The sequence below is a fragment of the Burkholderia sp. MS455 genome, from assembly GCF_016899445.1.
Lineage (GTDB): Bacteria > Pseudomonadota > Gammaproteobacteria > Burkholderiales > Burkholderiaceae > Burkholderia > Burkholderia pyrrocinia_C.
In genome coordinates, this window is sequence record NZ_CP041779.1 from 2005326 (window position 1) to 2031317 (window position 25992).

The following is a 25992-nucleotide window of genomic DNA, read 5'->3' on the forward strand; positions in this document are numbered from 1 at the left end:
CGCTCAGGCGCGCTTATCCGGTTCCAGCTGCGATTGCAGCAAAATGATTTTGTCCTTGGCTGCCAGCTTTTCCTTCTTCAGCCGGTGCAGCGTGATGTCGTCGATGTCGGAGTGTCCTTCCTTCAGCTCGATCTCCCGAGCGAGCTGCTGGTGCTGCTCCTGCAATGCAGCCAAACGGTTGTGCAATTCCTGCTGCTGTTCCGTGAGACGGTTTTGCATGTTTGCCTCCTCATCGAAGCAGCGCGCCGGCTGGCGTGCCAACGCGCACGAGACTGATCCCGATCAATCCAACACGTTACTGCCCCTGCTGTTGCTGCTGTTTGGCCTTCTCGGCCGCTTCCTGCTGACGCCGCTCGACATCGGCCTTGTGCTGCGCGGCTTCCTTCTGCTTCTGCTCGTAGCGCACGGCGTTGTCCGCCCGCTCCTGCGCCTTCTGCGCCGCCTGCTGGTGCGCCTGGTCGAGCTTGCGCTGGAAGTCGGCCTGCTTCTGGTCGTATGCCTGCTTGCTCGCCGCGCGCTGCGGCCCTTCCGCGCCGCGCTGTGCCTGCTTCAGCGCATTCTGCTCCTGCTTGTCGCGGAACGCAGCCGCGTTCGCCGCGTCGTTCGCCGCGCGCTGCGGCGCTTCCGCCGCGTTCTGCGCCTGCTTCAGCGCCTGTTGCTGGTCACGCTGCTGCGCGCGCACCGCGCGCTGCTCGTCGTTGAGCGCAAGCTGCTCCTGGCGGATGCTCGCCCGCTCGTCGCGCATCTGGTCGCGTGCCTTGCCGAGACAGTGATTGACGAAGAACTTGCTGTAGCAATCGTGCTCGGCCACCGCATAACGATAATCGTTTTCCGCGGAGCGCTGATTGAGCACTTTTTGACGGGCGTCGAAATCCGGTGCGGCTGTGGCCGTAACGGGCGCGGCTGCGACGGCGGCCGGCGCGGTTGCGCCGGAAGCCTGCGCGAACGCACCGGAAGGCCCGGCAGACAAAGCCGCGGCGAGCGCTGCGCCGAGCGCGGCGAGAGAAATGCGGGAAGTTGGCAACGTCGTAGGAAAGCTGCGGGACATGTGTCAAATTCTATCACCCCCGGCTGGGCGCTCCGCCATTTATGGCAAAATGCCCCGCTTCACCCACCCGCGGCATCTGGCCCGTCGGGCCGCCGTGCAGCCTGCCGCTCCGGGCCTGCCGGCCCGCGCCGCGATTTCAGCAGGCAGATCATCCACGACATGACGGAAACCGTAGCACTCAAGATCGTACAGCGCATCGCCACCGAACTGTCCGTCCAGCCGCGCCAGGTCGCGGCGGCCGTGCAACTCCTCGACGAAGGCTCGACCGTTCCGTTCATTGCCCGGTACCGCAAGGAAGTGACCGGCAACCTGGACGACACGCAGCTGCGCCAGCTCGAGGAACGCCTCCTGTATCTGCGCGAACTCGAGGATCGCCGCGCGGCGATCCTGTCGAGCATCGACGAACAGGGCAAGCTGACCGACGAACTGCGCGCCGCGATCGACGCGGCCGACAGCAAGCAGGTGCTCGAAGACCTTTATCTGCCGTACAAGCCGAAGCGCCGTACGCGCGCGCAGATCGCCCGCGAAGCCGGCCTCGAGCCGCTCGCGCAGGCGCTGCTCGCGAACCCGCTGCTCGACCCGCAGGCCGAGGCGGCCGCGTATGTCGACGCCGACAAGGGCGTCGCCGACGTGAAGGCCGCGCTCGACGGCGCGCGCGACATCCTGTCCGAACAGTTCGGCGAGACGGCCGAGCTGCTCGGCAAGCTGCGCGACTACCTGCACAACCAGGGCGTCGTGTCGTCGGCAGTCGTCGAGGGCAAGGAAAACGAGGAAGGCGAGAAATTCCGCGACTATTACGACTACGCGGAAACGATCAAGACCGTGCCGTCGCACCGCGCACTCGCGCTGTTCCGCGGCCGCAACGCGGGCGTGCTGACGGTCAAGCTCGGCCTCGGCGAAGAGCTCGACGCGCAGGTGCCGCATCCCGGCGAGGCGATGATCGCGCGCCATTTCGGCATCGCGAACCAGAACCGCCCGGCCGACAAATGGCTGTCCGACGTATGCCGCTGGTGCTGGCGCGTGAAGGTGCAGCCGCATATCGAGAACGAACTGCTCACGCAACTGCGAGAAACCGCCGAAACCGAAGCAATCCGTGTGTTCGCGCGCAACCTGAACGACCTGCTGCTCGCGGCGCCGGCCGGCCCGAAGGCCGTGATCGGTCTCGACCCCGGCCTGCGCACCGGCGTGAAGGTCGCAGTCGTCGACCGCACCGGCAAGGTACTCGCGACCGACACGATCTACCCGCACGAGCCGCGCCGCGACTGGGACGGCTCGATCGCGAAACTCGCGCGCATCGCCGCGCAGACTCAGGCCGAACTGATCAGCATCGGCAACGGCACCGCGTCGCGCGAAACCGACAAGCTCGCGAGCGAACTGATCGCGAAACACCCCGAGCTGCGCCTGCAGAAGATCGTCGTGTCGGAAGCCGGCGCGTCGGTCTACTCGGCGTCCGAGCTCGCGGCGAAGGAATTCCCGGAACTCGACGTGTCGCTGCGCGGCGCCGTGTCGATCGCGCGCCGCCTGCAGGATCCGCTCGCCGAGCTCGTGAAGATCGAGCCGAAGGCCATCGGCGTCGGCCAGTACCAGCACGACGTGAACCAGCGCGAACTCGCCCGCGCGCTCGACGCGGTCGTCGAGGATTGCGTGAACGCGGTCGGCGTCGACGCGAACACGGCATCGGCCCCGCTGCTCGCACGCGTGTCGGGCCTGAACGCGACGCTCGCGCGCAACATCGTCGACTACCGCGATGCGAACGGCCCGTTCCCGTCGCGCGAGCACCTGCGCAAGGTGCCGCGCCTCGGCGACAAGACGTTCGAACAGGCCGCCGGCTTCCTGCGCATCAACGGCGGCGAAAATCCGCTCGACCGCTCGTCGGTGCACCCGGAAGCCTATCCGGTCGTCGAGCGGATGCTCGCGAAGATCAGCAAGCGCATCGACGACGTGCTCGGCAACCGCGAAGCGCTGTCGGGCCTGTCCCCTGCGGAATTTGTCGACGAACGTTTCGGCCTGCCGACCGTGCGCGACATCCTGTCCGAACTGGAGAAGCCGGGCCGCGATCCGCGCCCGGAATTCAAGACCGCGACGTTCCGCGAAGGCGTCGAGAAGGTGTCGGATCTCGTGCCGGGCATGACGCTCGAAGGGGTCGTGACGAACGTCGCCGCGTTCGGCGCGTTCGTGGATATCGGCGTCCATCAGGACGGCCTCGTCCACGTGTCCGCGATGTCGACGAAATTCATCAAGGACCCGCACGAAGTCGTGAAGGCCGGCCAGGTCGTCAAGGTGAAGGTGCTCGACGTCGACGTGAAGCGCCAGCGCATTGCGCTGACGATGCGCCTCGACGACGATGCGGCAGCACCCGGCATGTCGTCGCGCGGCAGCCAGGATCGCGGCAACGCGGGACGTGGCGCTGCCCGCCCGCCGCGTTCGCGCGAGCCGGAACCGGCCGGCGCGATGGCCGCGGCATTCGCGAAGCTGAAGCGCTGAGCGCGCGAAAGCCGTCGACGCACGCAAAGCCCGCCGCAAGGCGGGCTTTTTTATGGCTGCCGCGAACGCGCACGCAGTCGGCTATCTGATTGGATGGTTTGGCTTGCGCGGAACACGCGGCGCGATGCGGCTGCGTTGGCTCTCGCGGTGACGGCCGGCGATGCGAACGATCGCGGCCAGTCCGGGCGGTCGGCAGACGCGGCGTGCGGCCGTCAGGCCCGCGCGCCGCACCTGGTCAGATCTCGATCTTCGTGCCGAGCTCGACGACGCGGTTCGCCGGAATCGAGAAGAAGTCGGTCGGCTTCGCGGCGTTCTGATGCATCCACGCGAACACGCGCTCGCGCCAGATCGACATCCCGGGCAGATGCGTCGGCACGACGGTTTCGCGCGCGAGGAAGAACGACGTATCCATCAGCTCGAACGTCATGTCGTGCGCGCGGCCGAATTCCTCGAGCACGGCCTTCACGTCCGGCGTCTCGTTGAAACCGTACTCGGCCTTGACGATGTACAGCCCACCGCCCGCATCGCGCGAGCTCAGGCGCTTGTCGTCGCGCACGTAAGGAAAGTCGCGCGTGACGAACGTCAGGAAAATGGTTCGCTCGTGCAGCACCTTGTTGTGCTTCAGGTTGTGCAGCAGGCTCACGGGCACGAGCTTGTCGTTGCCGGTCAGGTAGATCGCGGTGCCCGACACGCGATGCGGCGGATGCGCGAGCAGCCCTTGCAGGAACGGCTCGAGCGGAATGCCGTCGGCCGCCGTGCGCTCCTTGACGATGTGGCGCCCCTTGTACCAGGTCATCAGCAGGAAGAACAGCAGCGCGCCAATGCCGAGCGGCAGCCAGCCGCCCTGCGCGACCTTCAGCAGGTTCGCGCCGAAAAAGCCGAGGTCGATCGCGAGGAACACCGTGATGATCGCGCCGACCAGCACCCGGTTCCAGTTCCATACCTTCACCATCACGACGGCCGCGAGCACGGTCGTGATCACCATCGTCGCCGTCACCGCGATGCCGTACGCGGCCGCGAGGTTGTCGGAGCTCTTGAAGCCGACCACGATGCAGAGGATCACGAACAGCAGCAGCCAGTTCACGACCGGCACGTAGATCTGGCCGATCGCGAGTTCCGACGTATGCAGCACCTTCATGCGCGGCACGTAGCCGAGCTGGATCGCCTGCGACGTCAGCGAATACGCACCCGAGATCACGGCCTGCGACGCGATCACGGTCGCGACCGTCGACAGCACGACGAGCGGCAGCGTCCCCCATTCGGGCGCCATCAGGAAGAACGGGTTCTCGATCGCCTTCGGGTTCTGGATCAGCAGCGCGCCCTGGCCGAAGTAGTTCAGCACGAGCGACGGCATCACGAGCCCGTATGCAGCGAGGCGAATCGGCTTCGCGCCGAAGTGACCCATGTCCGCGTAGAGCGCTTCCGCGCCGGTCAGCACCAGCACGACCGAGCCGAGCACGACGTAGGCCTGCAGCAGGTGATCGGCCATGAACGACGCTGCGTAGTACGGATTGATTGCCGCGATGATGCCGGGCACGCGCGCGATGTGGTACACGCCGAGCGCCGCGATCACGACGAACCACAGCACCATGATCGGGCCGAACAGCTTGCCGACCAACGCGGTGCCGTGGCGCTGGATCCAGAACAGCGCGATCAGGATCACGATCGTGATCGGCAGCACGAGGTGCGACAGGTGCGGCGTCGCGATTTCGAGACCTTCGACGGCTGACATCACCGAGATCGCCGGCGTGATCACCGCGTCCCCGTAGAACATGCATGCGCCGAATATCCCGAGCGCCATCAGCGCACCCGCGACGCGGGTTTTCGAGTCGAGCGGCCGCAGCGACAGCGCCATCAGCGCGAGCACGCCGCCTTCGCCGTTGTTGTCTGCCCGCATCACGAACAGCAGGTACTTGACGCCGACCACCAGGATGATCGCCCAGAACAGCAGCGAGATCACGCCGAGAATCGAGCTTTCGGTCAGCGGGATGCCGTGCGCGGGGCTGAACGCCTCCTTGAGCGCATACAGCGGGCTGGTGCCGATGTCGCCGAACACGACGCCGATGGCTGCTATCGCTAGCGCCCGCATCGAGTGTTGTTGCGTCGAGTGCGGCGCGTGTGCCGCGTCGGTCGCGTGGATCGTGTCGTTCATATGAAGCGTAATAATCGGGTCCGAGTCGGACAAAACGAGCGCTATTCTACTCGCGCCCCCGTGAAACGCCGCCCTGCTCTGTTGCCGTGAAACCACGTGATCCACGCTGCGCATGCAATCCGGCGCGAGCTGTGGCAGGGCTGCCATCATAGCCGGGGCGGCGGCGTCTGCCTACCGGATACGCAGGGCATGCCGCGCCGCGCAAACGGTGCCGCAACGAAAAACGGCGCCGCAAGCGGCGCCGTGCAAGGCTTTCCTTCGATCGACCGGCCGCTTACGCGCCCGAACCGTCGCGCTGCGCGCGACCGCGCTTGATCCATGCCTCGAGGTTGTGCGGGCGAACCGTGTCCCACTCCTCGAACGGCTGATGAATCCACGGATTCGTCGGCAGATATTGCGTGTGATAGTCGGGCTTGACCTTCGAGCAACCCTTGTACCAGAGCACGGCCGAACGCACGGCCGTCACGGCCGGATAGCGCTCCTTCAGGTGCTCCTGCACGCGCGCGAGCGTAACGCCCGAATCGACGAGATCGTCGACCAGCAGCACGTTGCCTGCGAGGTTGCCGCGCGTCATCGTGATGTACTGCGCGATGTCGAGGTCGCCCTGCTCGGTGCCGGCCGCTTCCCGGTACGAACTCGTCGCGAGGATCGCGAGCGGCACGTCGTAGATGCGCGACAGTTGATCGCCGACGCGCAGGCCGCCGCGCGCGAGACACAGGATCTGGTCGAACTTCCAACCCGATGCATGCACCTCGAGCGCGAGCAGTTCGATCAGACGATGATATTCATCCCAGCCTACCCACAGGTTCTTGTCGTCGTTGCGCGGATCGGTCATCAAGTCTGCCGCCGTCATCGTGATTTGCTGCGTCATCTGGGGTTACACCTTGAACGGATGGCGGAGCAGGATCGTTTCGTCGCGGTCCGGGCCCGTCGACACCATGTCGACCGGCACGCCAGCCACTTCCTGGACGCGGGTCAGGTAGGCCTGCGCGTTCGCCGGCAGTGCTTCCCACGTCTTGATGCCGACCGTGCTTTCCTTCCAGCCGGAGAAGGTTTCGTACACGGGCTCGCAACGGGCCACATCGGCCGCGCCGCGCGGCAGGATGTCCACATCCTTGCCGTCGATCTTGTAGCCGACGCACAGCTTGACTTCGTCGAGGCCGTCGAGCACATCGAGCTTCGTCATGCACAGGCCCGACACGCCGTTGATCTGGATCGAGCGGCGCAGCGCGGCCGCGTCGAGCCAGCCCGTGCGGCGCGGACGGCCGGTGACGGAACCGAATTCCTTACCGACGTTCGCGAGCGTGACGCCGACTTGGTCCTGGCGCTGCGGGTTGTCCGCATCGTACAGTTCGCTCGGGAACGGGCCCGAACCGACGCGCGTGCAATACGCCTTCGTGATGCCGAGGATGTAGTTGAGCTTCTGCGGACCGACGCCCGCGCCAGCCGACGCCGCACCCGCGACGCAGTTGCTCGACGTGACGAACGGATAGGTGCCGTGATCGATGTCGAGCAGCGTGCCTTGCGCGCCTTCGAACAGCAGGTTCTGGCCCGCGTTATTCGCGTCGTACAGGCGGCGCGACACGTCGGCCACCATCGGCTTCAGGCGGTCGGCATAGCCGAGCATCGTGTCGAGCGTGGCCTGGAAGTCGACGGCCGCGCCACCCAGGTACTGGGTCAGCACGAAGTTGTGGAAATCGAGGTTTTCGCGCAGGCGGTCGGCGAAAGTCTTCGCGTCGAACAGGTCCTGCACGCGCAGCGCGCGACGGCCGACCTTGTCTTCGTACGCGGGGCCGATGCCGCGGCCCGTCGTGCCGATCTTGCCCGCGCCCTTGCGCGCTTCGCGCGCCTGGTCGATCGCGATGTGGTACGGCAGGATCAGCGTCGTGGCTTCGGAAATGAACAGACGGTCGCGCACGTTCACGCCGGCTTCTTCGAGCTCGCCGATTTCCTTGAACAGTGCTTCGGGGGACAGGACGACGCCGTTGCCGATGTAGCAGGCGACGCCTTCACGCATGATGCCCGACGGAATGAGGCGCAAGATCGTTTTCTTGCCGCCGATGATGAGGGTGTGGCCGGCGTTGTGGCCGCCCTGGAAACGCACGACGCCCTGAGCGTGGTCCGTCAGCCAGTCGACGATCTTGCCCTTGCCTTCATCACCCCATTGAGTTCCCACAACGACGACATTGCGCCCGGGAGTCACGTTCACTGCGCTGGCAGACATGTTGATTCGTTAGCTGGTTAAAAACGTATTCTACCTATGTTCGCGGGCGTTTCCGAATTTTTCCGTTTCGCTTCAACGATATGCACGCCGAAGCACGGCCCGCGAACGCCTGTTTATCGGGGTTCGACCACCCATGCGCCGTTGCGCTCGACGAGCGAACGGTCGCATGCGAACTCGTCGAGCACGTGGTCGTGGCCCGGCAGTGCCTGGATCACGACCTCGCCCGCATCGCGCAGCGCCGCGACGGCCGCGCCCAGCGCGTCGTCCTGCGCCCACGGCGCGAGAATCGCGGTGCCGCGCGCCTCGACCGGCGAAATCCGCGCGAGCTCGCGCAGGTCGAGCGAGAAGCCCGTGGCCGGACGGGCACGACCATATGCCTGGCCCACGTGGTCGTAGCGGCCGCCGCGCGCGATCGCGTTCGGCACGCCGTCGATGTACGCGCTGAACATCGCGCCGCTGTGGTATGCGTAGCCGCGCAGGTCGGCGAGATCGATCGCCACTTCGGCGCCCTTCGCCTGTGCGGCGAGCTGCGCCAGATCGTCGAGCGCCCGCGTGATTTCGGGCAGCACCGGCAGCCGTGCGCGCGCCTCGGCGAGCACGCTCGCGTCGCCGTAAAGGTTCGGCAGCGCGCGCAGCGCTGCCCGCGTATCGGCACCGAGATCGTCGGTAAGTTCGTTCAGCAGCGGCACGTCCTTGCCCGACAGCGCGTCGTACAGCGACTCGCCGCGCTCGGCGGCCTGCGCATCGCGCGCCAGCAGCGCAGCGAGCACGCCCGCGTGGCCGAGGTCGAGACGGATGCGCGACAGGCCCGCCAGATGCAGTGCGTCGAGCATCAATTGCTGGATCTCGAGATCGGCTTCCAGCCCGGCATGCCCGTAGATTTCGGCGCCGATCTGGATCTGCTCGCGCGTCGCATGCAGGCCGCGCGGACGCGTATGCATCACGTGGCCCGCATAGCAGAGGCGCGTCACGCCCTGACGGTTCAACAGGTGCGCGTCGATCCGCGCGACCTGCGGCGTGATGTCCGCGCGCAGGCCGAGCGTGCGGCCCGACAGCTGGTCGACCAGCTTGAAGGTGCGCAGGCGCAGATCGGCGCCGCCGCTCGTCAGCAGCGACTCGAGATACTCGAGCAGCGGCGGCATCACCATTTCGTAGCCGTACGAACGGAAACGGTCGAGCAGCCTGCGGCGCAGCTCCTCGATCTTGCGCGCTTCCGACGGCAGTACGTCGGCGATATTCTCGGGAAGTAACCAGGTCGACATCGGTACGGTCCTACGACGGGAAACAGCGCGCGACACGCGCGCCGCGATGTAAATCGGAAATTCGAAATCGGGCGGGACGAACGGCGGATGCGCCGTCCGGATCAGGTCTCCGGTCAGGTGGCGAGTAGCAGCAGCACGAGCCCGAGCACCATCACGATCAGCCCGCCGATCCGGATATGATGCGGCGGCCGCTCAGCTATTCTACGAAACGTGTCGCGCCAGGCGACGGGAAACACGAAGGGAAACGCCCCCTCGATGATCAGCATCAGCGCTACTGCGAGCAACAACGAGCCAGCCAGGTCCATGCGAGCGACGGCGCCGCTCGACGCGGCGCCCAAAGGTCAGTGTTTGCGGGGAGCGGGCGCCGACGGTGCGGCACCGCCCGTCGGGCTGCGCATGAAGCGGAAGAACTCGCTGTCGGGATCGACGACGATGATGTCGTTGCGCTTGAACGTCTTCCGGTAGGCCTGCAGGCTCGCGTAGAACTGATAGAACTGCGGATCGCGGCCGAACGCATCGGCGGCAATCGTCGCGGCCTTCGCGTCGCCCTCGCCCTTGATCGTCTGCGCGGATTTGTACGCGTTCGCGAGCACGGCCTGCTGTTCCCGTTCGGCGTCGGCCTTGATCTGCTCGACGTCGGCCGCGCCTTCCGCACGCACCTGTGCCGCCTGATCGCGCAGCGTGCCGATCATCCGCTGATAGACGGCATCCGCCTGCGCGGCCGGCAAGTCGACGCGCGTCAACTGGACGTCGACCACGTCGACGCCGAAACCGGACGCTTTCGCCTTCGCCGCGTCGCGGGCCGCGTCGGCGATCGCGCGCTGGCCGCCGAGGGCGTCGTCGAGCGCACGCTTGCCGAACGCGTCGCCGAGCGCGCTCTTCAGCACACCGGCCAGGCGTTCGGTAGCCGCCGCCGGATCGCCGCCCGTCGCCGTGAAGTATTTCAGCGGATCGCTGATCCGGTACTTCACCGCATACGCAACGAGCAGGTCGTGCTTGTCTTCCGTTGCCAGTTGCAGCGGATCGGACGACTCGAGCGATTGCAGGCGCGTGTCGATCAGCGTCGCCGTCTGCAGTGGCGGCGGCAGCTTGAAATGGATACCGGGGCCGGCGAGTTCGGGCTGTGCGCCGTCGCGGCCCGACAGCACGGCCGTATGGCGCGGATCGACGGTCAGGACCGTCGAGGACGCCGCGAAGGCAACGATCACGATTGCGACGACGAGCGCAATGATTCGGTTCATGTTCTGCGCTCCCGTTACTTCAGATCGTCTTCACGCGACCGGCTGCGGAAACCTTCGCGCGATCGCAGCACGTCGCCGCCCGACGCCGCGGCGGCCGATGCCGCGCTCGCGGGTACGGCTGCCGCCGGCGCGACAGCCGCCGGTGCGGACGCCGCATCGGGCGCGGCTGCGCCGGTGGACGTCGCGGCGTTTTGCCGCCCCTGCTCGACGAGCTTGTCGAGCGGCAGATACACGACGCTGTTGCCGCCCTTGTTGCCGACGAACACCTTCGTCGCGTTCGAATAGATTTCCTGCATCGTCTCGAGGTACATCCGCTCGCGGATCACCGCCGGCGCCTTCGAGTACTGCGCGTAGACCTGCTTGAAGCGATCGGCATCACCTTCGGCTTCCGTGACCACGCGATCGGAATACGCCTTCGCTTCGTCGACGAGCTTCGCGGCATCGCCCTGCGCCTTCGGCAGCAGGTCGTTTGCGTACGCCTGCGCGGCGCGCTTCGCTGCCTCGCGCTCGTCGCGCGCCTTCGCGACTTCGCCGTAGGCGGCTTGCGTCTGCTCGGGCGCGGCGACGCTCTGCATCGTGACGGCCGTCACCTCGAGCCCCGACTGGTAGCGGTCGAGGTCGCGCTGAATCGCGGCGGAAAGCTGCTCGCGCAGCGCGTCGCGGTCCTGGTTCAGCACGTCGGCCGCGCTGCGCGTACCGACGATCGCACGCACCGCGGCCTGCGCGGCCTGCGACACGCTGCGCTCGGGATCGACGCTGCGGAACAGGTAATCGGTTGCCGAACGAATCCGGTACTGGACGATGAAGCGCACGTCGACGATGTCGGCATCGCGCGTCAGCATCGCCGCTTCCTTCACGTTCGCGAGACGCACGACGTTGTTGCGGCCGATCTCGATCGAGCGGACCTGCGACGTATCGACGATCTCGTGCGACGCGAACGGATACGGCGCGCGCCAGTGCACGCCCTGGCCGACCGTGCCCGACAGCTTGCCGAGCTGCAGTACGACGCCCGTCTGGCCGTCCTGCACGACGAACAGCCCGCTGCCCGCGTAGACCGCGACCAGCACGCCGATCACGATGCCGACGCCGACCCGCGCGGCCCGTCCGTTGTCGGGACGGAAGCCGTTGCCGCCCTTGCCGCCGAAAAGGCCGCTCAAGCGGCGGTTGAAGTTGCGCCACATCTCGTCGAGATCGGGCGGACCTTCGCCGTCACCGCCTTGCGGACGCTTCGATTCGTTCGCACGGGGACGGGATCCGTCTTTGCCATTGCCTTCGCCGCGTCCCCAGCGGGGATCGTTGATCGACAGCAAGGCGCGCATCCGCCGCCAGGTACTCCGCTCGTTGTATTCGTTCACCAGAGTTTGTTCACCAGATTAGACGCCGGCGAACCGGCCGGGACCGGTTAGCGCCCGTGTTCGGAAATCGTGCGGTCTTCGTGTGATTCAGCGGACGCGCCGTCGAGTGCGCCGTTGGGTAACATCGCGCTGGGAAGGTGTTCCGCGGAGGCAATCTCGGCGATGGCGGCACGCAACGCGTCAAGCCCCTGACCGGTGCGTGCGCTCAAAAAGACGCGCGAAATATTACCATACTCGTCCCGCTCGACCGCGTCGCCGCGGGCCGCCAGTTCGGGCACCGCGTCGATCTTGTTGAACACCAGCACCTGCCGGATCGTGTCCGCGCCGATCTCGTGCAGCACGCCGTTGACCTGCTCGATCTGCTCGAGCCTGACCGCACTCGATGCATCGACCACGTGCAGCAGCAGATCCGCGTGGATCGTTTCCTCGAGGGTCGCGCGAAACGCCGCGACGAGCTGGTGAGGCAGCTCTCGGATGAACCCGACCGTATCCGACACGACGATCTGGCCGACCTCGTCGCCGAGGTACACGCGCCGCGACGTCGTATCGAGCGTGGCGAACAGCTGGTCGGCCGCGTAGGCCTGCGCTTTCGTCAGCGCATTGAACAGCGTCGACTTGCCCGCGTTCGTATAGCCGACCAGCGACACCGACATCGTGCCGCTGCGCGCGCGCTGCCGGCGTTGCGTGCTGTGTTGCCGGCGCAGCCGGTCGAGCCGCGACTTCAGCATCTTGATGCGCTCGCCGATCAGCCGACGGTCGGTTTCGAGCTGGGTTTCGCCGGGGCCGCGCAGGCCGATACCACCCTTTTGCCGTTCGAGGTGGGTCCATGCGCGAATGAGCCGCGTCGACAGGTATTGAAGCTGCGCGAGCTCGACCTGCAGCTTGCCTTCATGGCTGCGGGCGCGCTGCGCGAAGATATCGAGGATGAGGCTCGTGCGATCGACGACCCGCCTGTTAAGTGCCCGTTCCAGATTGCGTTGCTGGGCCGGCGCCAGTGCGTGGTTGAAGATGACGATCTCGACGTTGTGCGCGTCGCAGGCAAGCCGCAGTTCATCGGCTTTGCCGCTGCCGATGAACATCGCGGCATCGGGACTGGCGCGACGACCTGTGAGGGTGACGGCGGGACGGGCCCCCGCGCTGGAGGCGAGAAGACTGAGTTCTTCGAGACTGGCTTCGAAATCGGTCTTGCCGAAATCGATGCCGACGAGCGCTGCGTTGATCAAATTATCGGGTGTCAAGATAAGGCGGCTGGCATCGGTCGCTCGCGGCGACCGGATGCCGGCCGCTGCGATAGGTTAGGACGAAGCTTCCGCGTCCGGGTGGAAATTCACCGGGCGCGCCGGCACGACCGTCGAGATGGCGTGCTTGTAGACCATCTGGGTCACCGTATTACGGAGCAACACGACGTACTGGTCGAACGATTCAATGTTCCCTTGGAGCTTGATGCCGTTGACGAGGTAGATCGAAACGGGAACGTGCTCTTTGCGCAGTGCGTTCAAAAACGGGTCTTGTAACAATTGCCCTTTGTTGCTCATGGCGTACTCCATCTTTTTTTGCAGGTTGATCTGGATTGGCGAGGAAGAAAAAGAGATCCGGCGCCAATCGCTACACTATAGCCGATTTTGCCTGCCCCGCCCGGGGCATAGGCCTTGCGGCCTATCCCTTGCGGGGCGTGCTTCAGCCCTTGTCCGCGTACGGATTGTTCGACGAACGGAACTCTATGCGCAATGGAGTCCCGGTCAGCGAGAAAGTTTCGCGGAACCGGTTTTCCAGGTAGCGCTTGTACGTTTCCGTCACGGCGTCGAGCGCGTTGCCGTGGATGACGATGATCGGCGGATTCTGGCCGCCCTGGTGCGCGTAGCGCAGCTTCGGACGCACCGGGCCGCGACGGCGCGGCTGCTGGAACTCGACAGCCTCGATCAGCGCGCGCGTGAGCTTCGGCGTCGGCAGCTTCGCCATCGCCGCCGCGTACGCGTCGTCGACCGAGCGCATCAGCGTGCCGATGCCCGTCTTCTTCGCGGCCGAAATGAAGTGCGATTTCGCGAAGTCGAGGAATTTCAGCTTGCGGGTCAAATCCGCTTTCGCGCGGTCTCGCGCGTGGTCGTCGAGCCCGTCCCACTTGTTGACGCCGATCACGAGCGCGCGGCCCTGCTCGACGACGAAGCCGGCGATGTGCGCGTCCTGGTCGGAAATGTCCTGCTGCGCATCCAGCAGAAGAATGACGACATTTGCGTCGGAAATCGACTGCAGCGTCTTCACGACCGAGAACTTTTCGATCGCCTCGAACACCTTGCCGCGGCGCCGCAGGCCGGCCGTGTCGATCAGCGTGTATTTCTTGCCGTTGCGCTCGAAGTCGACGTAGATCGAATCGCGCGTGGTGCCCGGCATGTCGAACGCGATCACGCGGTCCTCGCCGATCAGCGCGTTCACGAGCGTCGACTTGCCGACGTTCGGCCGGCCGACGATCGCGATCTTGATGCCGCGCGACGGGTCGTTCTCGTCTTCCTCTTCGGGCTGGTCCCTGTATGCGACTTCCAGCGCCTCGTTGATCATGTCGGTCACGCCGTCGCCGTGCGCGGCCGAGATCGCGCGCGGGTCGCCGAGCCCGAGCTCGTAGAAGTCGGTCGCGACCGCCGTGTACTTCATCCCCTCGGCCTTGTTGACGACGAGGAAGATCGGCCGGCCGGTCTTGCGCAGGTAGTCGGCGATCGACTTGTCCTGCGGCGCGAGCCCGTTGCGGCCGTCGACGATGAACACGACAACGTCGGCCTCTTCAACCGCCTGCCGCGTCTGGCGCGCCATCTCGTGCAGGATGCCGTCCTTCGCGACGGGTTCGAAGCCGCCCGTATCGACGACCAGGTACGGCCGCTCGCCGACGCGCCCTTCGCCGTAATGGCGATCGCGCGTCAGGCCCGGCAGGTCGGCAACCAGCGCATCGCGCGAGCGCGTGAGCCGGTTGAACAGCGTGGATTTCCCCACATTGGGGCGCCCAACGAGGGCAATGACCGGTTTCATCTGTGTTTTCTACGGTGAAGCGCAGCAGCGGGAGGCCCGCTGCTGCGGGCGGCTGCGCTGAATGAAAATATCACGAATTCGCGCCGCGCCCGATGCGCGCGCCGGGCGCGCGTTGCGCGCCGTCGTCTTTCGTCTCAACTGCCTTTCAAATACCGAGCGGCCGGGAACACCGGCCGCCTTCATGTCGCGCGGCCAAGGCGCGCGGGACAAGCCCGTCGCACCGCGGCCGCGCATGTTTCCTGCGCGTCAGCGCGGACGGAACCCGTACAGGCCGCCGTCCTTCGTCTGCACGACGAGCGTATTGCCCGCGAGGACCGGTGCGGCCGTAATCGCGCTGCCGTCGGTCTTCATCCGCGCGATGAAGCTGCCGTCTTCGCGCGACAGGAAGTGCACGACGCCCTGGTAGTCGCCCATCACGACCGCATGCCCTAGCAGGTACGGCACACCGACGTCGCGACTCTTGAGCTTGTCGTTGCGCCAGAGCTGATTGCCCGACGCCGCATCGTACGCCGTCACGACCGACCAGTCGTCGCCGCCGGCGACCACCGAATCGTCCTGTGCGAGGCCGCTGCGGCTCGAGAACGGCTTTTCCCACAGCGGGCGGCCCGAGTTCGCATCGAAGCAGCCGAGCTGACCCTGGAACGTCACCGCGCAGGCTTCGGCACCCACGAGCGTCGGCGGACCGCTGACGTCGTTGATGCGCTCGACCTCGGTCACGCCCTTCGGGAACGACACGGGCGTCTGCCAGAACGGTTCGCCCGTCTGCAGGTTGATCGCGACGAGACCGCCGCCGGGGAAGCCCGCCAGCACCGCCGCGTCGCCCGCGAACGTCATGCCGGCCGACACGCGCAGGTTCAGCGGTACCGCGCGGTTGCGGTAGTTCCACTTCTGCTCGCCCGTCTGCGCGTTGAAGGCGATCACCTGCCCGTCGATCGTGCGGACGACCACGAGGCCGTTGCCGACGAGCGGCGGCGAGAAGATCTCGCCCTGCACGCTGGTCTTCCACAGTTGCTTGCCGTCCGGGCCCAGCACGAACACGCCGCCCTTCAGCGCGCCGACCGCGGTCAGGTTGCCGTCGCTGCCGACGCCGGCCGACAGGTCCGAATCGACCTTCGAGCGCCATACCGTCTGGCCCGTCTTCGCGTCGATCTTCTCGACCGAACCGTTTTCGCCCGCCGCATAAACGGCGTCGCCAACGGCCACCGGCGAGAACAGGTAGCGTCCGCCCTTGCCGACGCTCGCCTTCCAGACCTGTTGCACGTCCATCACGGGCTTGAACTCGGTGAGCGGCGTCGGCACGCGGCGCGCATCCTTCGACGACGAGCAGGCCGCCAATGCCAGGACAGCCGCCGCGCAGGCAACGGGCACAGCGTAACGTTTCAGCAAATTCATCGGTTAGCGAAGCAGAGTTAAGAGGTTGAGGGGACCGGGGTTCAGCCGCCGAGCGCGTCCAGCTTGAACTGCACGAGCTGGCGCGCAGACTGGTCGTCCTTCGACAGGCCGTCGAGCGCGAGCTTGTAAGCGGCGCGCGCATCGTCGGTCTTGCCTTGCGCGGCAAGCAGATCGCCGCGGCGATCGGCCACGAGGCCCTTGAATGCATCGAGCGGCGTACCCGACAGCAGCGCGAGGCCCGCGTCGTATGCCTTCTCGTCGAGCAGCAGCGATGCGAGACGCAGCTTCGCGATCTGCTTGTACTCGTCGTCCTTGGCGTGATCGACGGCCCATTGCAGCTGCGCCTTCGCGCCTGCGGAGTCGCCGGCCGCGTACAGCACCTTCGCGGCCGCGAGCGCCGTCATCTGCGCATACGGCGTGCTGCCGAACTTGTCTTCCATGTCGGCGGCCGCGCGAGCCATCGTCGCCTTGTCGTTCGCGGCGGCGGCCTTCTGGACCTGCTCGTACAGCCCGGACGCCTCGGCAGCCTGACGGCGCTGCCAGTAGTTCCAGCCGTTGAAACCGGCCGCGACGACGAGCGCCGCGAGCACGATCCACGTGGTGAGGTTGCCCCAGCGGGCCCACCACGCCTTGACACTTTCAATCGATTCTTGTTCGTCGTGATAACTCATCGGCGAGCGATTCCTTCCTGTTCAGGCCTTTCTTGTCGAGCGATTGCCAGCGCGATCAGTCGTCGCCGTCTTCGGCGGATGCAACCATCGCATTGATTAGGAATTCGGTCAAGCTTTCGACCGGTACGGTCTGCTGAACGTTCTTTTCCCCGTCTTCGCCTGCACCGCGCAGCGCTTTCACGCCCACCGTTCCGTTCGCGACCTCTTCTTCGCCGAAGATCACCGCGAATGCCGCGCCGCTTGCATCGGCCCGCTTCATCTGCGACTTGAAGCTCGCCGGCGCGCCGTCGGCGCTGCAGTGGAAGATCACGTCGAGGCCCGTGTCGCGCAGGCGCTCGGCCGCGATGAACGCCTGTTCGCGGGCGGTCTCGCCCTGGTGCACGACGTACACGTCGACGCCTTCCTGCTCGGGTGCCAGATCCTCTTCCTTCAGCAGTTCGAGGATGCGCTCGATGCCCATCGCCCAGCCGCACGCGGCGGTCGGCTTGCCGCCGAGCTGCTCGATCAGCGGATCGTAGCGGCCGCCGGCCGCGACCGTGCCCTGCGCGCCGAGCTTGTCCGTCACCCACTCGAACACGGTCAGGTTGTAGTAGTCGAGGCCGCGCACGAGACGCGGGTTGATCTTGAACGGAATGTTGTTCGCGAGCAGCAGGCGCTGCAGCCCCTCGAAGTGCGCGCGCGATTCGTCGCCGAGGAAGTCGATCAGCTTCGGCGCGTTCTGTGCGATCTCCTGCAGCGCGGGATTCTTCGTGTCGAGCACGCGCAGCGGGTTCGTATACAGGCGGCGCTTCGCGTCCTCGTCGAGCACGTCGGCGAACTGCTCGAGGTACTTGATCAGTTCGACGCGGTGCGCGGCGCGCTCTTCGGCGAGGCCGAGCGAGTTGATCTCGAGCTTGATGCCGGTCAGGCCGAGGTCGTCCCACAGGCGCTGGCACATCATGATGATCTCGGCATCCGCATCGGGACCCGCGAAACCGAGCGCCTCGACGCCGACCTGGTGGAACTGCCGGTAGCGGCCGCGCTGCGGACGCTCGTGACGGAACATCGGGCCGATGTACCACAGGCGCTTCGGGCCGTCGTACAGCATGTTGTGCTCGATCGACGCGCGCACGACGGCCGCAGTGTTTTCCGGGCGCATCGTCAGGTTCTCGCCGTTCAGCGCGTCGGTGAAGCTGTACATCTCCTTCTCGACGATGTCGGTGACTTCGCCGATGCCGCGCGTGAAGAGCTGCGTGTGTTCGACGATCGGCGTGCGGATGTTCTGGTAGCCGTATGCGCGCAGCAGCGATTTCACGGTGGCTTCAAAGAATTCCCACAGGCCGGCATCCTGCGGAAGGATGTCGTTCATGCCCTTGACGCCGGTGAGTTTCTCGATCTTGCGTTTCTGTTCAGTCATCGTGTGTGTTGACGAATTAGTTCACTGCCGCGTCGGCGCGGCCATAGTTGCGTGCGACGTAGTCGCTGACGATCTGCTGGAATTCCTCGGCGATCCGCTCGCCGCGCAGCGTCTTGACCTTCTCGCCGTCGATGAAGACGGGCGCGGCCGGGTTTTCGCCCGAACCCGGCAGGCTGATGCCGATGTTCGCGTGCTTCGATTCGCCCGGGCCGTTGACGATGCAGCCCATCACCGCGACGTTCATCTTCTCGACGCCCGGGTACTCCTTGCGCCAGACCGGCATCTGCTCGCGCAGGTAGGTCTGGATCTGCATCGCGAGTTCCTGGAACAGCGTGCTCGTCGTACGGCCGCAGCCCGGGCACGCGATCACCATCGGCGCGAACGAGCGCAGGCCCATCGTCTGGAGGATTTCCTGGCCGACGATCACCTCGCCCGTGCGCGACGCGCCCGGTTCCGGCGTCAGCGAGATGCGGATCGTGTCGCCGATCCCTTCCTGCAGCAGCACGCCGAGCGCTGCCGTCGATGCGACGATGCCCTTCGAGCCCATGCCGGCCTCGGTCAGCCCGAGATGCAGCGCGAAGCCGCAGCGGCGGCCGAGTTCGCGGTACACGGCAATCAGGTCCTGCACGCCGCTGACCTTGCACGACAGCACGATGCGGTCACGGCCGAGACCCAGCTCGACTGCGCGCTCGGCCGAGCCGATCGCCGACTGGATCAGCGCCTCGTACATCACGCTTTGCGCGTCCCACGGCTGCGAACGCGCGCCGTTCTCGTCCATCATGCGCGCGAGCAGGTCCTGGTCGAGACTGCCCCAGTTCACGCCGATCCGCACCGGCTTGTCGTACTTGGCCGCGGCCTCGATCATCTGCGCGAACTGCGTATCGCGCTTCGCGCCCTGACCGACGTTGCCGGGGTTGATCCGGTACTTCGACAGCGACTCCGCGCAGCCCGGGTAATCGCGCAGCAGCAGGTGGCCGTTGTAGTGGAAATCGCCGACGAGCGGCACGGTCACGCCCATCCGGTCGAGCTGCTCGCGAATCGCCGGCACGGCGGCCGCGGCCTCCGGCGTGTTGACCGTGATGCGCACCAGCTCGGAGCCCGCGTTCGCGAGTTCCTTGATCTGGATCGCGGTGCCGATCGCGTCGGCCGTGTCGGTATTCGTCATCGACTGCACGCGCACCGGCGCGGCGCCGCCGATCGTCACGAGCTGCCCGCCCCAGCGGACATCCACCGCATGCGACACGCGGCGCGGCTGATGCCCGCCGAACACCGGCTCGGTTGAACAAATCTGACTGCTGCGTGGGGATTGAGCTTCGGATTGCATCGATAGATCCATTTACGCGGAATGCGCCGCGACGCGGCGCATGAATTGAAAAAGCGCCGTGTCCTCACGGCCTGCCGATATCGACGACAGGCCTTCGCCACGGCGCTTGACGTCAGGGCAACGTGAACCGCGCCACATTACCCCGCACTGCCGAATATTTTGCCGGATCGACAGGTTTTCCGTCGAACGCGACCGCGTCGAGGCCCGCCTTGTTGCCGATCGTGACCTTGAACGGCCCGTCGCCGGCGACCTGCTTCGTCTCGCCGGCCCGCACCAGTGCCGAGAACAGCTCCTTGCCGTTCTTGTCGCGCACGCTGAACCAGCAATCCTGCTTGACCTTCAGTTCGACCATCGACTGGCCAGCCGCAACCACGACGCTCGCCGGCTCGGCCGGCGTAGCGGCACTCGCGGCCGTCGTTGCCACGACGGGCTGCGATGCAGCCGCCGCGACCGGGGCCACGGGCGCCGGGACAGCAGACGCAATCGCCGGTGCCGGGGCGGCAGATGCAGCGGCCGGGGCCGGAACCTCATTGGCGGCTACGGCCGACGTGCCGCTCGCAGCCGCCTCTTCGACGGAAGACGACGATGCCGCCGGCGCGCTCGCAGCCGACGCATGTTCCGCGTCGCCGCCCTTGAAGCGCGCGAGCAGGCTCGACGAATCGCCGCCAGTGTGCCACATCAGTACGGCAACCACTGCGACGACGACGATCGCCGTTCCCCACAGCCACGGGTGGTGGTGCGACGAGCCGCCCAGCGGAATCGACACGCGGCCGCGCGGCAGATCCGTCCCCGACGATGCGGGCATCGACAGATCGACTTCCGGCACCCCGCGCTCGCGGCGCAGCGCCTGCGCGAACGGTTCCGGGTCCACGCCGAGCATCTTCGCGTAGCTGCGCACGACGCCAAGCGCGAACGTCACGCCAGGCAAATGACTGATGTCGCCGGCCTCGAGCGCCCGAAGCTTCTGCGGTGCGACCTTGAGCCGCGCCGATACGTCGTCGACCGTCCAGCCCTTCGTCTCCCGAAGCTGCGCCAGCCGGCTGCCGACCGCCGCCAGCGATTCCAGTCCCGCCGGTGCCGGTCTTGCGGCATTCGTCTCTGCGCCGTTAGTCGGCTGCGGCTCACTCATCCTTGTCCTCGCGTCGATTCTTCTTCACTGGCGGCCGCCGCCGACTCCCCGCCGGCCGGCACCCGCAACTGTTCATACCATGCGCGGCGCCGTGGCGCCGCGACCGATCGCTATTCGCGTGTTGTACCGCCAAGAGGTTCGGGCATCCTCGGCTAGGCACCCCCAGCTAGGCGCTCCCAGCTGGGCGCCCCCAGCTAGGCGCCCCCGTCAAACCGCCCGAACTTCGATGATTTTTGCTGCTGTGCCCGTTCGTTCCGCGAGGCGCGTGCGGTCCTTCACCGCGCCGGCCAGCTGGCCGCATGCGGCATCGATATCGTCGCCGCGCGTCTTTCGCACGGTCGTGACGACACCCGCGTCGATGAGGACCTGTGCAAAGCGCTTGATCTGCTCCGGCTTCGAGCGGATGAGGCCCGATTCCGGAAACGGATTGAACGGGATCAGATTGAACTTGCACGGCACGTCACGCGTGACGGCCAGCAGTTCGCGCGCATGCGCTTCGGTGTCGTTGACGCCGTCGAGCATGCAGTATTCGAACGTAATGAAATCGCGCGGCGCGACTTTCAGATAGCGCTGGCACGCGGCCATCAGTTCGCGAAGCGGATACTTCTTGTTGAGCGGCACCAGCTCGTCGCGCAGCGCATCGTTCGGCGCGTGCAGCGAAACGGCCAGCGCGACCGGCAACTCGGCGCCGAGGCGGTCCATCATCGGCACCACGCCGGACGTCGACAGCGTGACGCGGCGGCGCGACAGGCCATACGCGTTGTCGTCGAGCATCAGCCGCATTGCGGGCACGACCGCACTGTAATTCAGGAGCGGCTCGCCCATGCCCATCATCACCACGTTGGTGACGACCCGTTCGGCCTTGCCGTTCGGGCCGGGCGCGCGGCCCAGCGACGCTCGCAATGCAAATTCGGCCATCCGCAGCTGGCCAATGATTTCGGCTGTCGACAGGTTGCGGGAAAAGCCCTGCTTGCCCGTCGAACAGAAGCGGCAGTTGACCGCGCACCCGGCCTGCGACGACACGCACAGCGTGCCGCGCGTCTCTTCCGGGATGAACACGGTTTCGACCGCATTGCCGTTTCCGACGTCGATCAGCCACTTGCGCGTGCCGTCGGTGGAAACGTGATCACTGGCGATATCCGGCATCACGATCGACGCGCGGCCCTTGAGTTTCTCCCTCAGGGACTTCGCGAGATCGGTCATGCCGTCGAAATCGCCGGCGTTGTATTGGTGGATCCAGCGCTGCAACTGCTTGGCGCGGAACGGCTTCTCGCCGAGGCTGCCGCAGTACGCGACAAGACCCTCGGCATCGAAGTCGAGAAGATTGACGGAAGTTTCGCTCGTCATGATGTGCTGCCTTGCCGCGTGCGCTGAATCCTGCCTACCTGCTGTCAGCCAGAGCTTAACGCGAGTAAACGTTCATTTCCGGGAAGAAGAACGCGATTTCGACAGCAGCCGTTTCAGCTGCGTCCGAGCCGTGCACGGCGTTCGCGTCGATGCTGTCGGCGAAGTCGGCGCGGATCGTGCCCTTTTCCGCCTTCTTCGGATCCGTTGCGCCCATCAGGTCGCGGTTCTTCAGGATCGCGCCTTCACCTTCCAGAACCTGGATCATCACCGGGCCCGAGATCATGAAATCGACGAGATCCTTGAAGAACGGACGCGCTGCGTGAACCGCGTAGAACTTCTCTGCGTCAGCACGCGACAGATGTGCCATGCGCGATGCGACGATCTTCAGGCCGGCGCCTTCGAAACGGCTGTAGATCTGGCCGATCACGTTCTTTGCCACCGCATCCGGCTTGATGATCGACAGGGTGCGCTCGATTGCCATAAAAACTCCAAGAAATTAAGAAGTTACAGGTTCAAATGAATCCGCTATTGTAGCACGATCCCGTGTATCATTGCGATTGAACCCTTACACGCGTGAAAGGTTCCGAATCCATATGTTTTGCGCCGCGCAGCCATTGAAACCTCGCGGTGCGGAACGTATCTTAGCCATAGCTGCTCCGGTTTGCTGCGCCGCACACCGCGCGCGCCGAACCGGCCCCGGACGCCCACGCGTTCCATGTTAGGAGAAACCATGAACGACTATCCGTACAATTTCGGTCGCGGCGGTTCCGTCAGCACCGCCGAGGTTCGCAACCGCGTGCTGCGGAACACGTACTGGCTGCTCGCGCTATCGATGGTGCCGACCGTGCTGGGCGCCTGGGTCGGCGTCGCGACGGGCTTCTCGCTGTTCGCGGCCACGAGCCCGATGATGAGCCTGCTCGCGTTCTTCGCGATCGCGTTCGGCTTCATGTTCGCGATCGAGCGGACGAAGAACAGCGCGGCCGGCGTGTTCGTGCTGCTCGGCTTCACGTTCTTCATGGGCCTGATGCTGTCGCGGCTGCTGAGCTTCATTCTCGGTTTCTCGAACGGCCCGTCGCTGATCATGCTCGCGTTCGGCGGCACCGGCATCATCTTCGCCGCGATGGCGACGATCGCCACCGTCAGCAAGCGCGATTTCTCGGGGCTCGGCAAGTGGCTGTTCATGGGCGTGATCGTGATCCTGCTCGCATCGGTCGCGAACATCTTCCTGCAGCTGCCGGCACTGATGCTCACCGTGTCGGTGCTCGCGATCGCGATCTTCTCGGCGTACATGCTGTTCGACGTCCAGCGCGTCGTGAACGGCGGCGAGACGAACTACATCTCGGCGACGCTCGCGATTTACCTCGACCTGTACAACGTGTTCACGAACCTGCTCGCGCTGCTCGGCATCTTCGGCGGCAACCGCAACTGACGTTCGCCACGCAACATGAAAAACCGGCCCTCGGGCCGGTTTTTTTACGTCCGCCTCCGGGCTCAGTCGCGCTCGAACAGCGCAATCGATTCGACGTGCGACGTGTTCGGGAACATGTTCACGACACCGGCGCCCTTCAGCCGGTAGCCGGCCTCGTGCACGAGCAGGCCCGCATCGCGCGCAAGCGTCGACGGGTTGCACGACACGTAGACGATCCGCTTCGGCAGCGGGCCTTCGCCGCTTTGCGCAATCTCGGCCAGCGCCTTCGACACCGCAAGCGCGCCTTCGCGCGGCGGATCGATCAGGAACTTGTCGAATGCGCCGAGCGCGCGGATGTCATCGCCCGTCACTTCGAACAGGTTCCGGCACGCGAACGTCGTATGGCCGTCGACACCGTTCTCGCGCGCATTCGCAAGCGCGCGCGTCGTCAGCGTGTCGCTGCCCTCGATGCCCATCACTTCGCGCGACAGCCGCGCGAGCGGCAGCGTGAAGTTGCCGATCCCGCAGAACAGGTCGAGCACGCGGTCGTCGCGCGACGGTGCGAGCAGACGCAGCGCACGGCCCACCAGCACGCGGTTGATCTGATGGTTGACCTGCGTGAAGTCGGTCGGCTTGAACGGCATGCGGATGCCGAACTCCGGCAGCGTGTAGTCGAGCGACACGTCGAGCGGATAGAACGGCGTCACCGTGTCGGGGCCCTTCGGCTGCAGCCAGAACTGCACCTTGTGCTCGTCCGCGAACGCGCGCAGCAAAGCTTCGTCGTCCGCGTTGATCGGCTCCAGCACGCGCAGCACGAGCGCCGTGACCTCCGAGCCGACCGCGAGCTCGATCTGCGGCATCCGATCGCGGATCGACAGCCCCTCGACGAGCCGGCGCAGCGGCACGAGCATCGCCGACACGTGCGGCGGCAGCACCTCGCAGCTCGTCATGTCGGCAACGTAGCTGCTCTTCTTCTCGTGGAACCCTACCAGCACGCCGCCCTTCTTCGCCACGTTGCGCACGGTCAGGCGCGCCCGGTAGCGATAACCCCACGACGGGCCGTGGATCGGCGCGAACATCGTTTCCGCCCGCAGCTTCGCCAGGTGCCACAGGTTGTCTTCGAGCACGCGCTGCTTGACCGCCACCTGCGCGCGCATGTCGAGATGCTGCATCGAGCAGCCGCCGCAGGTGCCGAAGAACTTGCATTTCGGCTGCGTGCGCATCACGCTCGGGCGCAGAATGTCGACTACCGTCGCCTGCTCGTAGCTCGGCTTGCGGCGGTAGCTCGAATAGGTCACGCGCTCGCCGGGCAGCGCCCCCTCGACGAAGATGACCTTGCCCGGCTCGCCGTCCTCGGTCATCGTGCGGCCGACACCGCGCGCTTCCATGTCGAGCGATTCGATCTCGAGAACCGGGGCGATCCCGGGCGCGACGGGCGCATTTTTCGATTTGCGCGCAGAAGTGGGGACGGCTTCGGACACCAGCTTTTCCTGACAAACGTTGAAGAAGGCGAGATTGTAGACGACGAAGGCCCGCATCGGCCGCTTTGCATCGGGCAAGCGCCGACACTTAAGCATAGACGGCCGCGCGAATAGCTCAGGAAGGCCCGCAGCCGGCGGGATGCGAACCAGTCAGGAGAGGCCGGGAACCAGAGATCCGCCCGGCAGGAGATTCGACCATGCAACTGATCGACTGGAACATCCAATGGGGTCGGGACGCCAACGGCGTTGTCGATCTTTCGCGCACCGTCGCGACGATCCGCCGGCTCGGCGATTTCGACGTGCTGTGCCTGCAGGAAGTCACGCGCGGCTTCGGCGCATTGCCCGGCCGGCCCGGCCCCGACCAGTTCGTCGAACTCGCGGCACTGCTGCCCGGCTATACGATCGTCGAAGCCATCGGCGCGGACCTGCCGGCCCTCGAACCGGGCGCACCGCGCCGCCAGTTCGGTAATGCGATCGCGACCCGGCTGCCGGTCGGGCGCGTGCTGCGCCAGTTACTGCCGTGGCCGGCCGACGCCGGCGCGCCGTCGATGCCGCGCATCGCGCTCGACGTCGAGCTGCACGCGCCTTTCGGCCCGCTGCGCGTGGTCACCACGCACCTCGAATACTATTCGGCGCGCCAGCGGCTTGCGCAGGTCGACGCGCTGCGCGCCCGGCATCGCGAGGCCTGCGCGCACGCGGAACGGCCCGCGCCCGCCGAAACTGCCGAGGGACCGTTCAGCGCGACCGGCCAGCCGCGCGATGCGATCGTCTGCGGCGATTTCAACAGCGCGTTCGGCAGCGATGCGTACCGGCGCTTCCTGGAGCCGATCGCCGACGCCCCGCGCTTCGTCGACGCATGGGTCGCGCGGCATCCCGGCAGCACGCCGCCGCCGACAGCCGGCGTCTACGATACGGTGCAATGGTCGGAGGGGCCGCTCGCGTGCGACTTCGTGTTCGTGACGGAAACGCTGCTGCCGCGCGTCATGCGCTGCGAGATCGACGGCGACGTGCGCGCGTCGGATCATCAGCCGGTGCTGCTCGAACTCGCTTGATCGCCCCGGCC

Annotated in this window: 23 protein-coding genes; 3 read left to right on the forward strand and 20 right to left on the reverse strand. The window is 66.1% G+C overall.

Going from position 1 to position 25992, the window contains the following annotated elements; translation table 11 throughout:
- Window positions 1-3: 3 nt before the first annotated feature.
- Together FPJ27_RS28315 and FPJ27_RS28320 are read right to left on the reverse strand one after the other, a co-directional pair.
- Window positions 4-219: a YdcH family protein gene (locus FPJ27_RS28315; protein ID WP_034181296.1), complete on the reverse strand. Its 216-nt coding sequence runs from the start codon at window positions 217-219 to the stop codon at window positions 4-6.
- A gap of 76 nt (window positions 220-295) precedes the next feature.
- Window positions 296-1048: a hypothetical protein gene (locus tag FPJ27_RS28320; protein ID WP_204423486.1), complete on the reverse strand. Its 753-nt coding sequence runs from the start codon at window positions 1046-1048 to the stop codon at window positions 296-298.
- A gap of 159 nt (window positions 1049-1207) precedes the next feature.
- Here FPJ27_RS28320 and FPJ27_RS28325 point away from each other — a divergent pair, with 159 nt between their 5' ends.
- Window positions 1208-3532, forward strand: coding sequence for a Tex family protein (locus FPJ27_RS28325; protein ID WP_204423487.1), 2325 nt, complete (start codon window positions 1208-1210; stop codon window positions 3530-3532).
- A gap of 235 nt (window positions 3533-3767) precedes the next feature.
- Here FPJ27_RS28325 and FPJ27_RS28330 read toward each other — a convergent pair whose 3' ends face one another.
- The 17 genes from FPJ27_RS28330 to ndk all read right to left on the reverse strand — a co-directional run bounded on the left by FPJ27_RS28330 (window position 3768) and on the right by ndk (window position 22521).
- The gene (locus tag FPJ27_RS28330) at window positions 3768-5684 is read right to left on the reverse strand and encodes a potassium transporter Kup (RefSeq protein WP_204423488.1); all 1917 of its coding nucleotides are present in this window, start codon (window positions 5682-5684) and stop codon (window positions 3768-3770) included.
- Window positions 5685-5958: 274 nt separating this feature from the next.
- On the reverse strand, window positions 5959-6555 hold the full coding sequence (locus tag FPJ27_RS28335) for a phosphoribosyltransferase (RefSeq protein ID WP_034181292.1): 597 nt from the start codon (window positions 6553-6555) through the stop codon (window positions 5959-5961).
- Window positions 6556-6561: 6 nt separating this feature from the next.
- Entirely contained in the window at window positions 6562-7908 is a 1347-nt protein-coding gene (locus FPJ27_RS28340; protein ID WP_072437237.1) for an adenylosuccinate synthase, read from the reverse strand.
- A gap of 113 nt (window positions 7909-8021) precedes the next feature.
- Complete coding sequence (locus tag FPJ27_RS28345) at window positions 8022-9170, reverse strand: ATP phosphoribosyltransferase regulatory subunit (protein WP_047900832.1); 1149 nt, start codon at window positions 9168-9170, stop codon at window positions 8022-8024.
- 113 nt (window positions 9171-9283) lie between these two features.
- Window positions 9284-9475 (reverse strand): DUF2065 domain-containing protein, encoded by a 192-nt coding sequence (locus FPJ27_RS28350; protein ID WP_006478685.1) that lies wholly within the window; start codon window positions 9473-9475, stop codon window positions 9284-9286.
- Window positions 9476-9511: 36 nt separating this feature from the next.
- Complete coding sequence (locus tag FPJ27_RS28355; RefSeq protein ID WP_204423489.1) at window positions 9512-10411, reverse strand: protease modulator HflC; 900 nt, start codon at window positions 10409-10411, stop codon at window positions 9512-9514.
- 14 nt (window positions 10412-10425) lie between these two features.
- The gene (hflK, locus tag FPJ27_RS28360) at window positions 10426-11766 is read right to left on the reverse strand and encodes an FtsH protease activity modulator HflK (protein WP_204423492.1); all 1341 of its coding nucleotides are present in this window, start codon (window positions 11764-11766) and stop codon (window positions 10426-10428) included.
- A 47-nt stretch (window positions 11767-11813) separates the two neighbouring features.
- The gene (hflX, locus tag FPJ27_RS28365) at window positions 11814-12989 is read right to left on the reverse strand and encodes a GTPase HflX (protein WP_204426372.1); all 1176 of its coding nucleotides are present in this window, start codon (window positions 12987-12989) and stop codon (window positions 11814-11816) included.
- Between the two features lie 72 nt (window positions 12990-13061).
- Window positions 13062-13301 (reverse strand): RNA chaperone Hfq, encoded by a 240-nt coding sequence (gene hfq, locus FPJ27_RS28370; RefSeq protein WP_006399927.1) that lies wholly within the window; start codon window positions 13299-13301, stop codon window positions 13062-13064.
- Window positions 13302-13443: 142 nt separating this feature from the next.
- A complete protein-coding gene (gene der / locus FPJ27_RS28375; protein ID WP_072437233.1) occupies window positions 13444-14781 on the reverse strand; it encodes a ribosome biogenesis GTPase Der in 1338 nt (445 codons plus the stop codon).
- A gap of 246 nt (window positions 14782-15027) precedes the next feature.
- Window positions 15028-16173 carry an outer membrane protein assembly factor BamB gene (gene bamB, locus FPJ27_RS28380; RefSeq protein ID WP_204423495.1) on the reverse strand — a complete coding sequence of 382 codons (1146 nt, stop codon included), beginning with the start codon at window positions 16171-16173 and terminating at the stop codon, window positions 15028-15030.
- 41 nt (window positions 16174-16214) lie between these two features.
- Complete coding sequence (locus FPJ27_RS28385) at window positions 16215-16844, reverse strand: tetratricopeptide repeat protein (RefSeq protein WP_034181284.1); 630 nt, start codon at window positions 16842-16844, stop codon at window positions 16215-16217.
- Window positions 16845-16899: 55 nt separating this feature from the next.
- On the reverse strand, window positions 16900-18240 hold the full coding sequence (gene hisS, locus FPJ27_RS28390; protein WP_152857462.1) for a histidine--tRNA ligase: 1341 nt from the start codon (window positions 18238-18240) through the stop codon (window positions 16900-16902).
- A gap of 16 nt (window positions 18241-18256) precedes the next feature.
- Window positions 18257-19564: a flavodoxin-dependent (E)-4-hydroxy-3-methylbut-2-enyl-diphosphate synthase gene (gene ispG, locus FPJ27_RS28395; RefSeq protein WP_072437264.1), complete on the reverse strand. Its 1308-nt coding sequence runs from the start codon at window positions 19562-19564 to the stop codon at window positions 18257-18259.
- A 112-nt stretch (window positions 19565-19676) separates the two neighbouring features.
- A complete protein-coding gene (locus FPJ27_RS28400) occupies window positions 19677-20693 on the reverse strand; it encodes a helix-turn-helix domain-containing protein (protein WP_204423496.1) in 1017 nt (338 codons plus the stop codon).
- A gap of 207 nt (window positions 20694-20900) precedes the next feature.
- A complete protein-coding gene (gene rlmN, locus FPJ27_RS28405) occupies window positions 20901-22040 on the reverse strand; it encodes a 23S rRNA (adenine(2503)-C(2))-methyltransferase RlmN (protein ID WP_204423497.1) in 1140 nt (379 codons plus the stop codon).
- Between the two features lie 55 nt (window positions 22041-22095).
- Window positions 22096-22521 (reverse strand): nucleoside-diphosphate kinase, encoded by a 426-nt coding sequence (gene ndk, locus FPJ27_RS28410; protein ID WP_006478674.1) that lies wholly within the window; start codon window positions 22519-22521, stop codon window positions 22096-22098.
- Window positions 22522-22770: 249 nt separating this feature from the next.
- On the opposite strand from ndk, the gene FPJ27_RS28415 reads away from it, so the two are divergent.
- The gene (locus FPJ27_RS28415) at window positions 22771-23469 is read left to right on the forward strand and encodes a Bax inhibitor-1/YccA family protein (RefSeq protein WP_006761414.1); all 699 of its coding nucleotides are present in this window, start codon (window positions 22771-22773) and stop codon (window positions 23467-23469) included.
- Between the two features lie 62 nt (window positions 23470-23531).
- Here FPJ27_RS28415 and rlmD read toward each other — a convergent pair whose 3' ends face one another.
- The gene (rlmD, locus tag FPJ27_RS28420; RefSeq protein ID WP_204423501.1) at window positions 23532-24929 is read right to left on the reverse strand and encodes a 23S rRNA (uracil(1939)-C(5))-methyltransferase RlmD; all 1398 of its coding nucleotides are present in this window, start codon (window positions 24927-24929) and stop codon (window positions 23532-23534) included.
- A 197-nt stretch (window positions 24930-25126) separates the two neighbouring features.
- Between rlmD and FPJ27_RS28425 the strand changes: the two genes are divergently transcribed.
- Complete coding sequence (locus FPJ27_RS28425) at window positions 25127-25981, forward strand: endonuclease/exonuclease/phosphatase family protein (RefSeq protein WP_204423505.1); 855 nt, start codon at window positions 25127-25129, stop codon at window positions 25979-25981.
- Window positions 25982-25992 lie beyond the last annotated feature (11 nt).

Bases quoted from the DNA above. Each gene is read 5' to 3' on its own strand.
- FPJ27_RS28400 (WP_204423496.1), bottom strand. From the start codon at position 20,693: ATGAGTGAGCCGCAGCCGACTAACGGCGCAGAGACGAATGCCGCAAGA.
- FPJ27_RS28415 (WP_006761414.1), top strand. From the start codon at position 22,771: ATGAACGACTATCCGTACAATTTCGGTCGCGGCGGTTCCGTCAGCACC.
- hisS (WP_152857462.1), bottom strand. From the start codon at position 18,240: ATGACTGAACAGAAACGCAAGATCGAGAAACTCACCGGCGTCAAGGGC.
- FPJ27_RS28315 (WP_034181296.1), bottom strand. From the start codon at position 219: ATGCAAAACCGTCTCACGGAACAGCAGCAGGAATTGCACAACCGTTTG.
- FPJ27_RS28425 (WP_204423505.1), top strand. From the start codon at position 25,127: ATGCAACTGATCGACTGGAACATCCAATGGGGTCGGGACGCCAACGGC.
- hfq (WP_006399927.1), bottom strand. From the start codon at position 13,301: ATGAGCAACAAAGGGCAATTGTTACAAGACCCGTTTTTGAACGCACTG.
- rlmN (WP_204423497.1), bottom strand. From the start codon at position 22,040: ATGACGAGCGAAACTTCCGTCAATCTTCTCGACTTCGATGCCGAGGGT.
- FPJ27_RS28320 (WP_204423486.1), bottom strand. From the start codon at position 1,048: ATGTCCCGCAGCTTTCCTACGACGTTGCCAACTTCCCGCATTTCTCTC.
- FPJ27_RS28345 (WP_047900832.1), bottom strand. From the start codon at position 9,170: ATGTCGACCTGGTTACTTCCCGAGAATATCGCCGACGTACTGCCGTCG.
- ispG (WP_072437264.1), bottom strand. From the start codon at position 19,564: ATGCAATCCGAAGCTCAATCCCCACGCAGCAGTCAGATTTGTTCAACC.
- FPJ27_RS28340 (WP_072437237.1), bottom strand. From the start codon at position 7,908: ATGTCTGCCAGCGCAGTGAACGTGACTCCCGGGCGCAATGTCGTCGTT.
- FPJ27_RS28350 (WP_006478685.1), bottom strand. From the start codon at position 9,475: ATGGACCTGGCTGGCTCGTTGTTGCTCGCAGTAGCGCTGATGCTGATC.
- FPJ27_RS28385 (WP_034181284.1), bottom strand. From the start codon at position 16,844: ATGAGTTATCACGACGAACAAGAATCGATTGAAAGTGTCAAGGCGTGG.
- FPJ27_RS28330 (WP_204423488.1), bottom strand. From the start codon at position 5,684: ATGAACGACACGATCCACGCGACCGACGCGGCACACGCGCCGCACTCG.
- bamB (WP_204423495.1), bottom strand. From the start codon at position 16,173: ATGAATTTGCTGAAACGTTACGCTGTGCCCGTTGCCTGCGCGGCGGCT.
- der (WP_072437233.1), bottom strand. From the start codon at position 14,781: ATGAAACCGGTCATTGCCCTCGTTGGGCGCCCCAATGTGGGGAAATCC.
- ndk (WP_006478674.1), bottom strand. From the start codon at position 22,521: ATGGCAATCGAGCGCACCCTGTCGATCATCAAGCCGGATGCGGTGGCA.
- FPJ27_RS28355 (WP_204423489.1), bottom strand. From the start codon at position 10,411: ATGAACCGAATCATTGCGCTCGTCGTCGCAATCGTGATCGTTGCCTTC.
- FPJ27_RS28335 (WP_034181292.1), bottom strand. From the start codon at position 6,555: ATGACGCAGCAAATCACGATGACGGCGGCAGACTTGATGACCGATCCG.
- FPJ27_RS28325 (WP_204423487.1), top strand. From the start codon at position 1,208: ATGACGGAAACCGTAGCACTCAAGATCGTACAGCGCATCGCCACCGAA.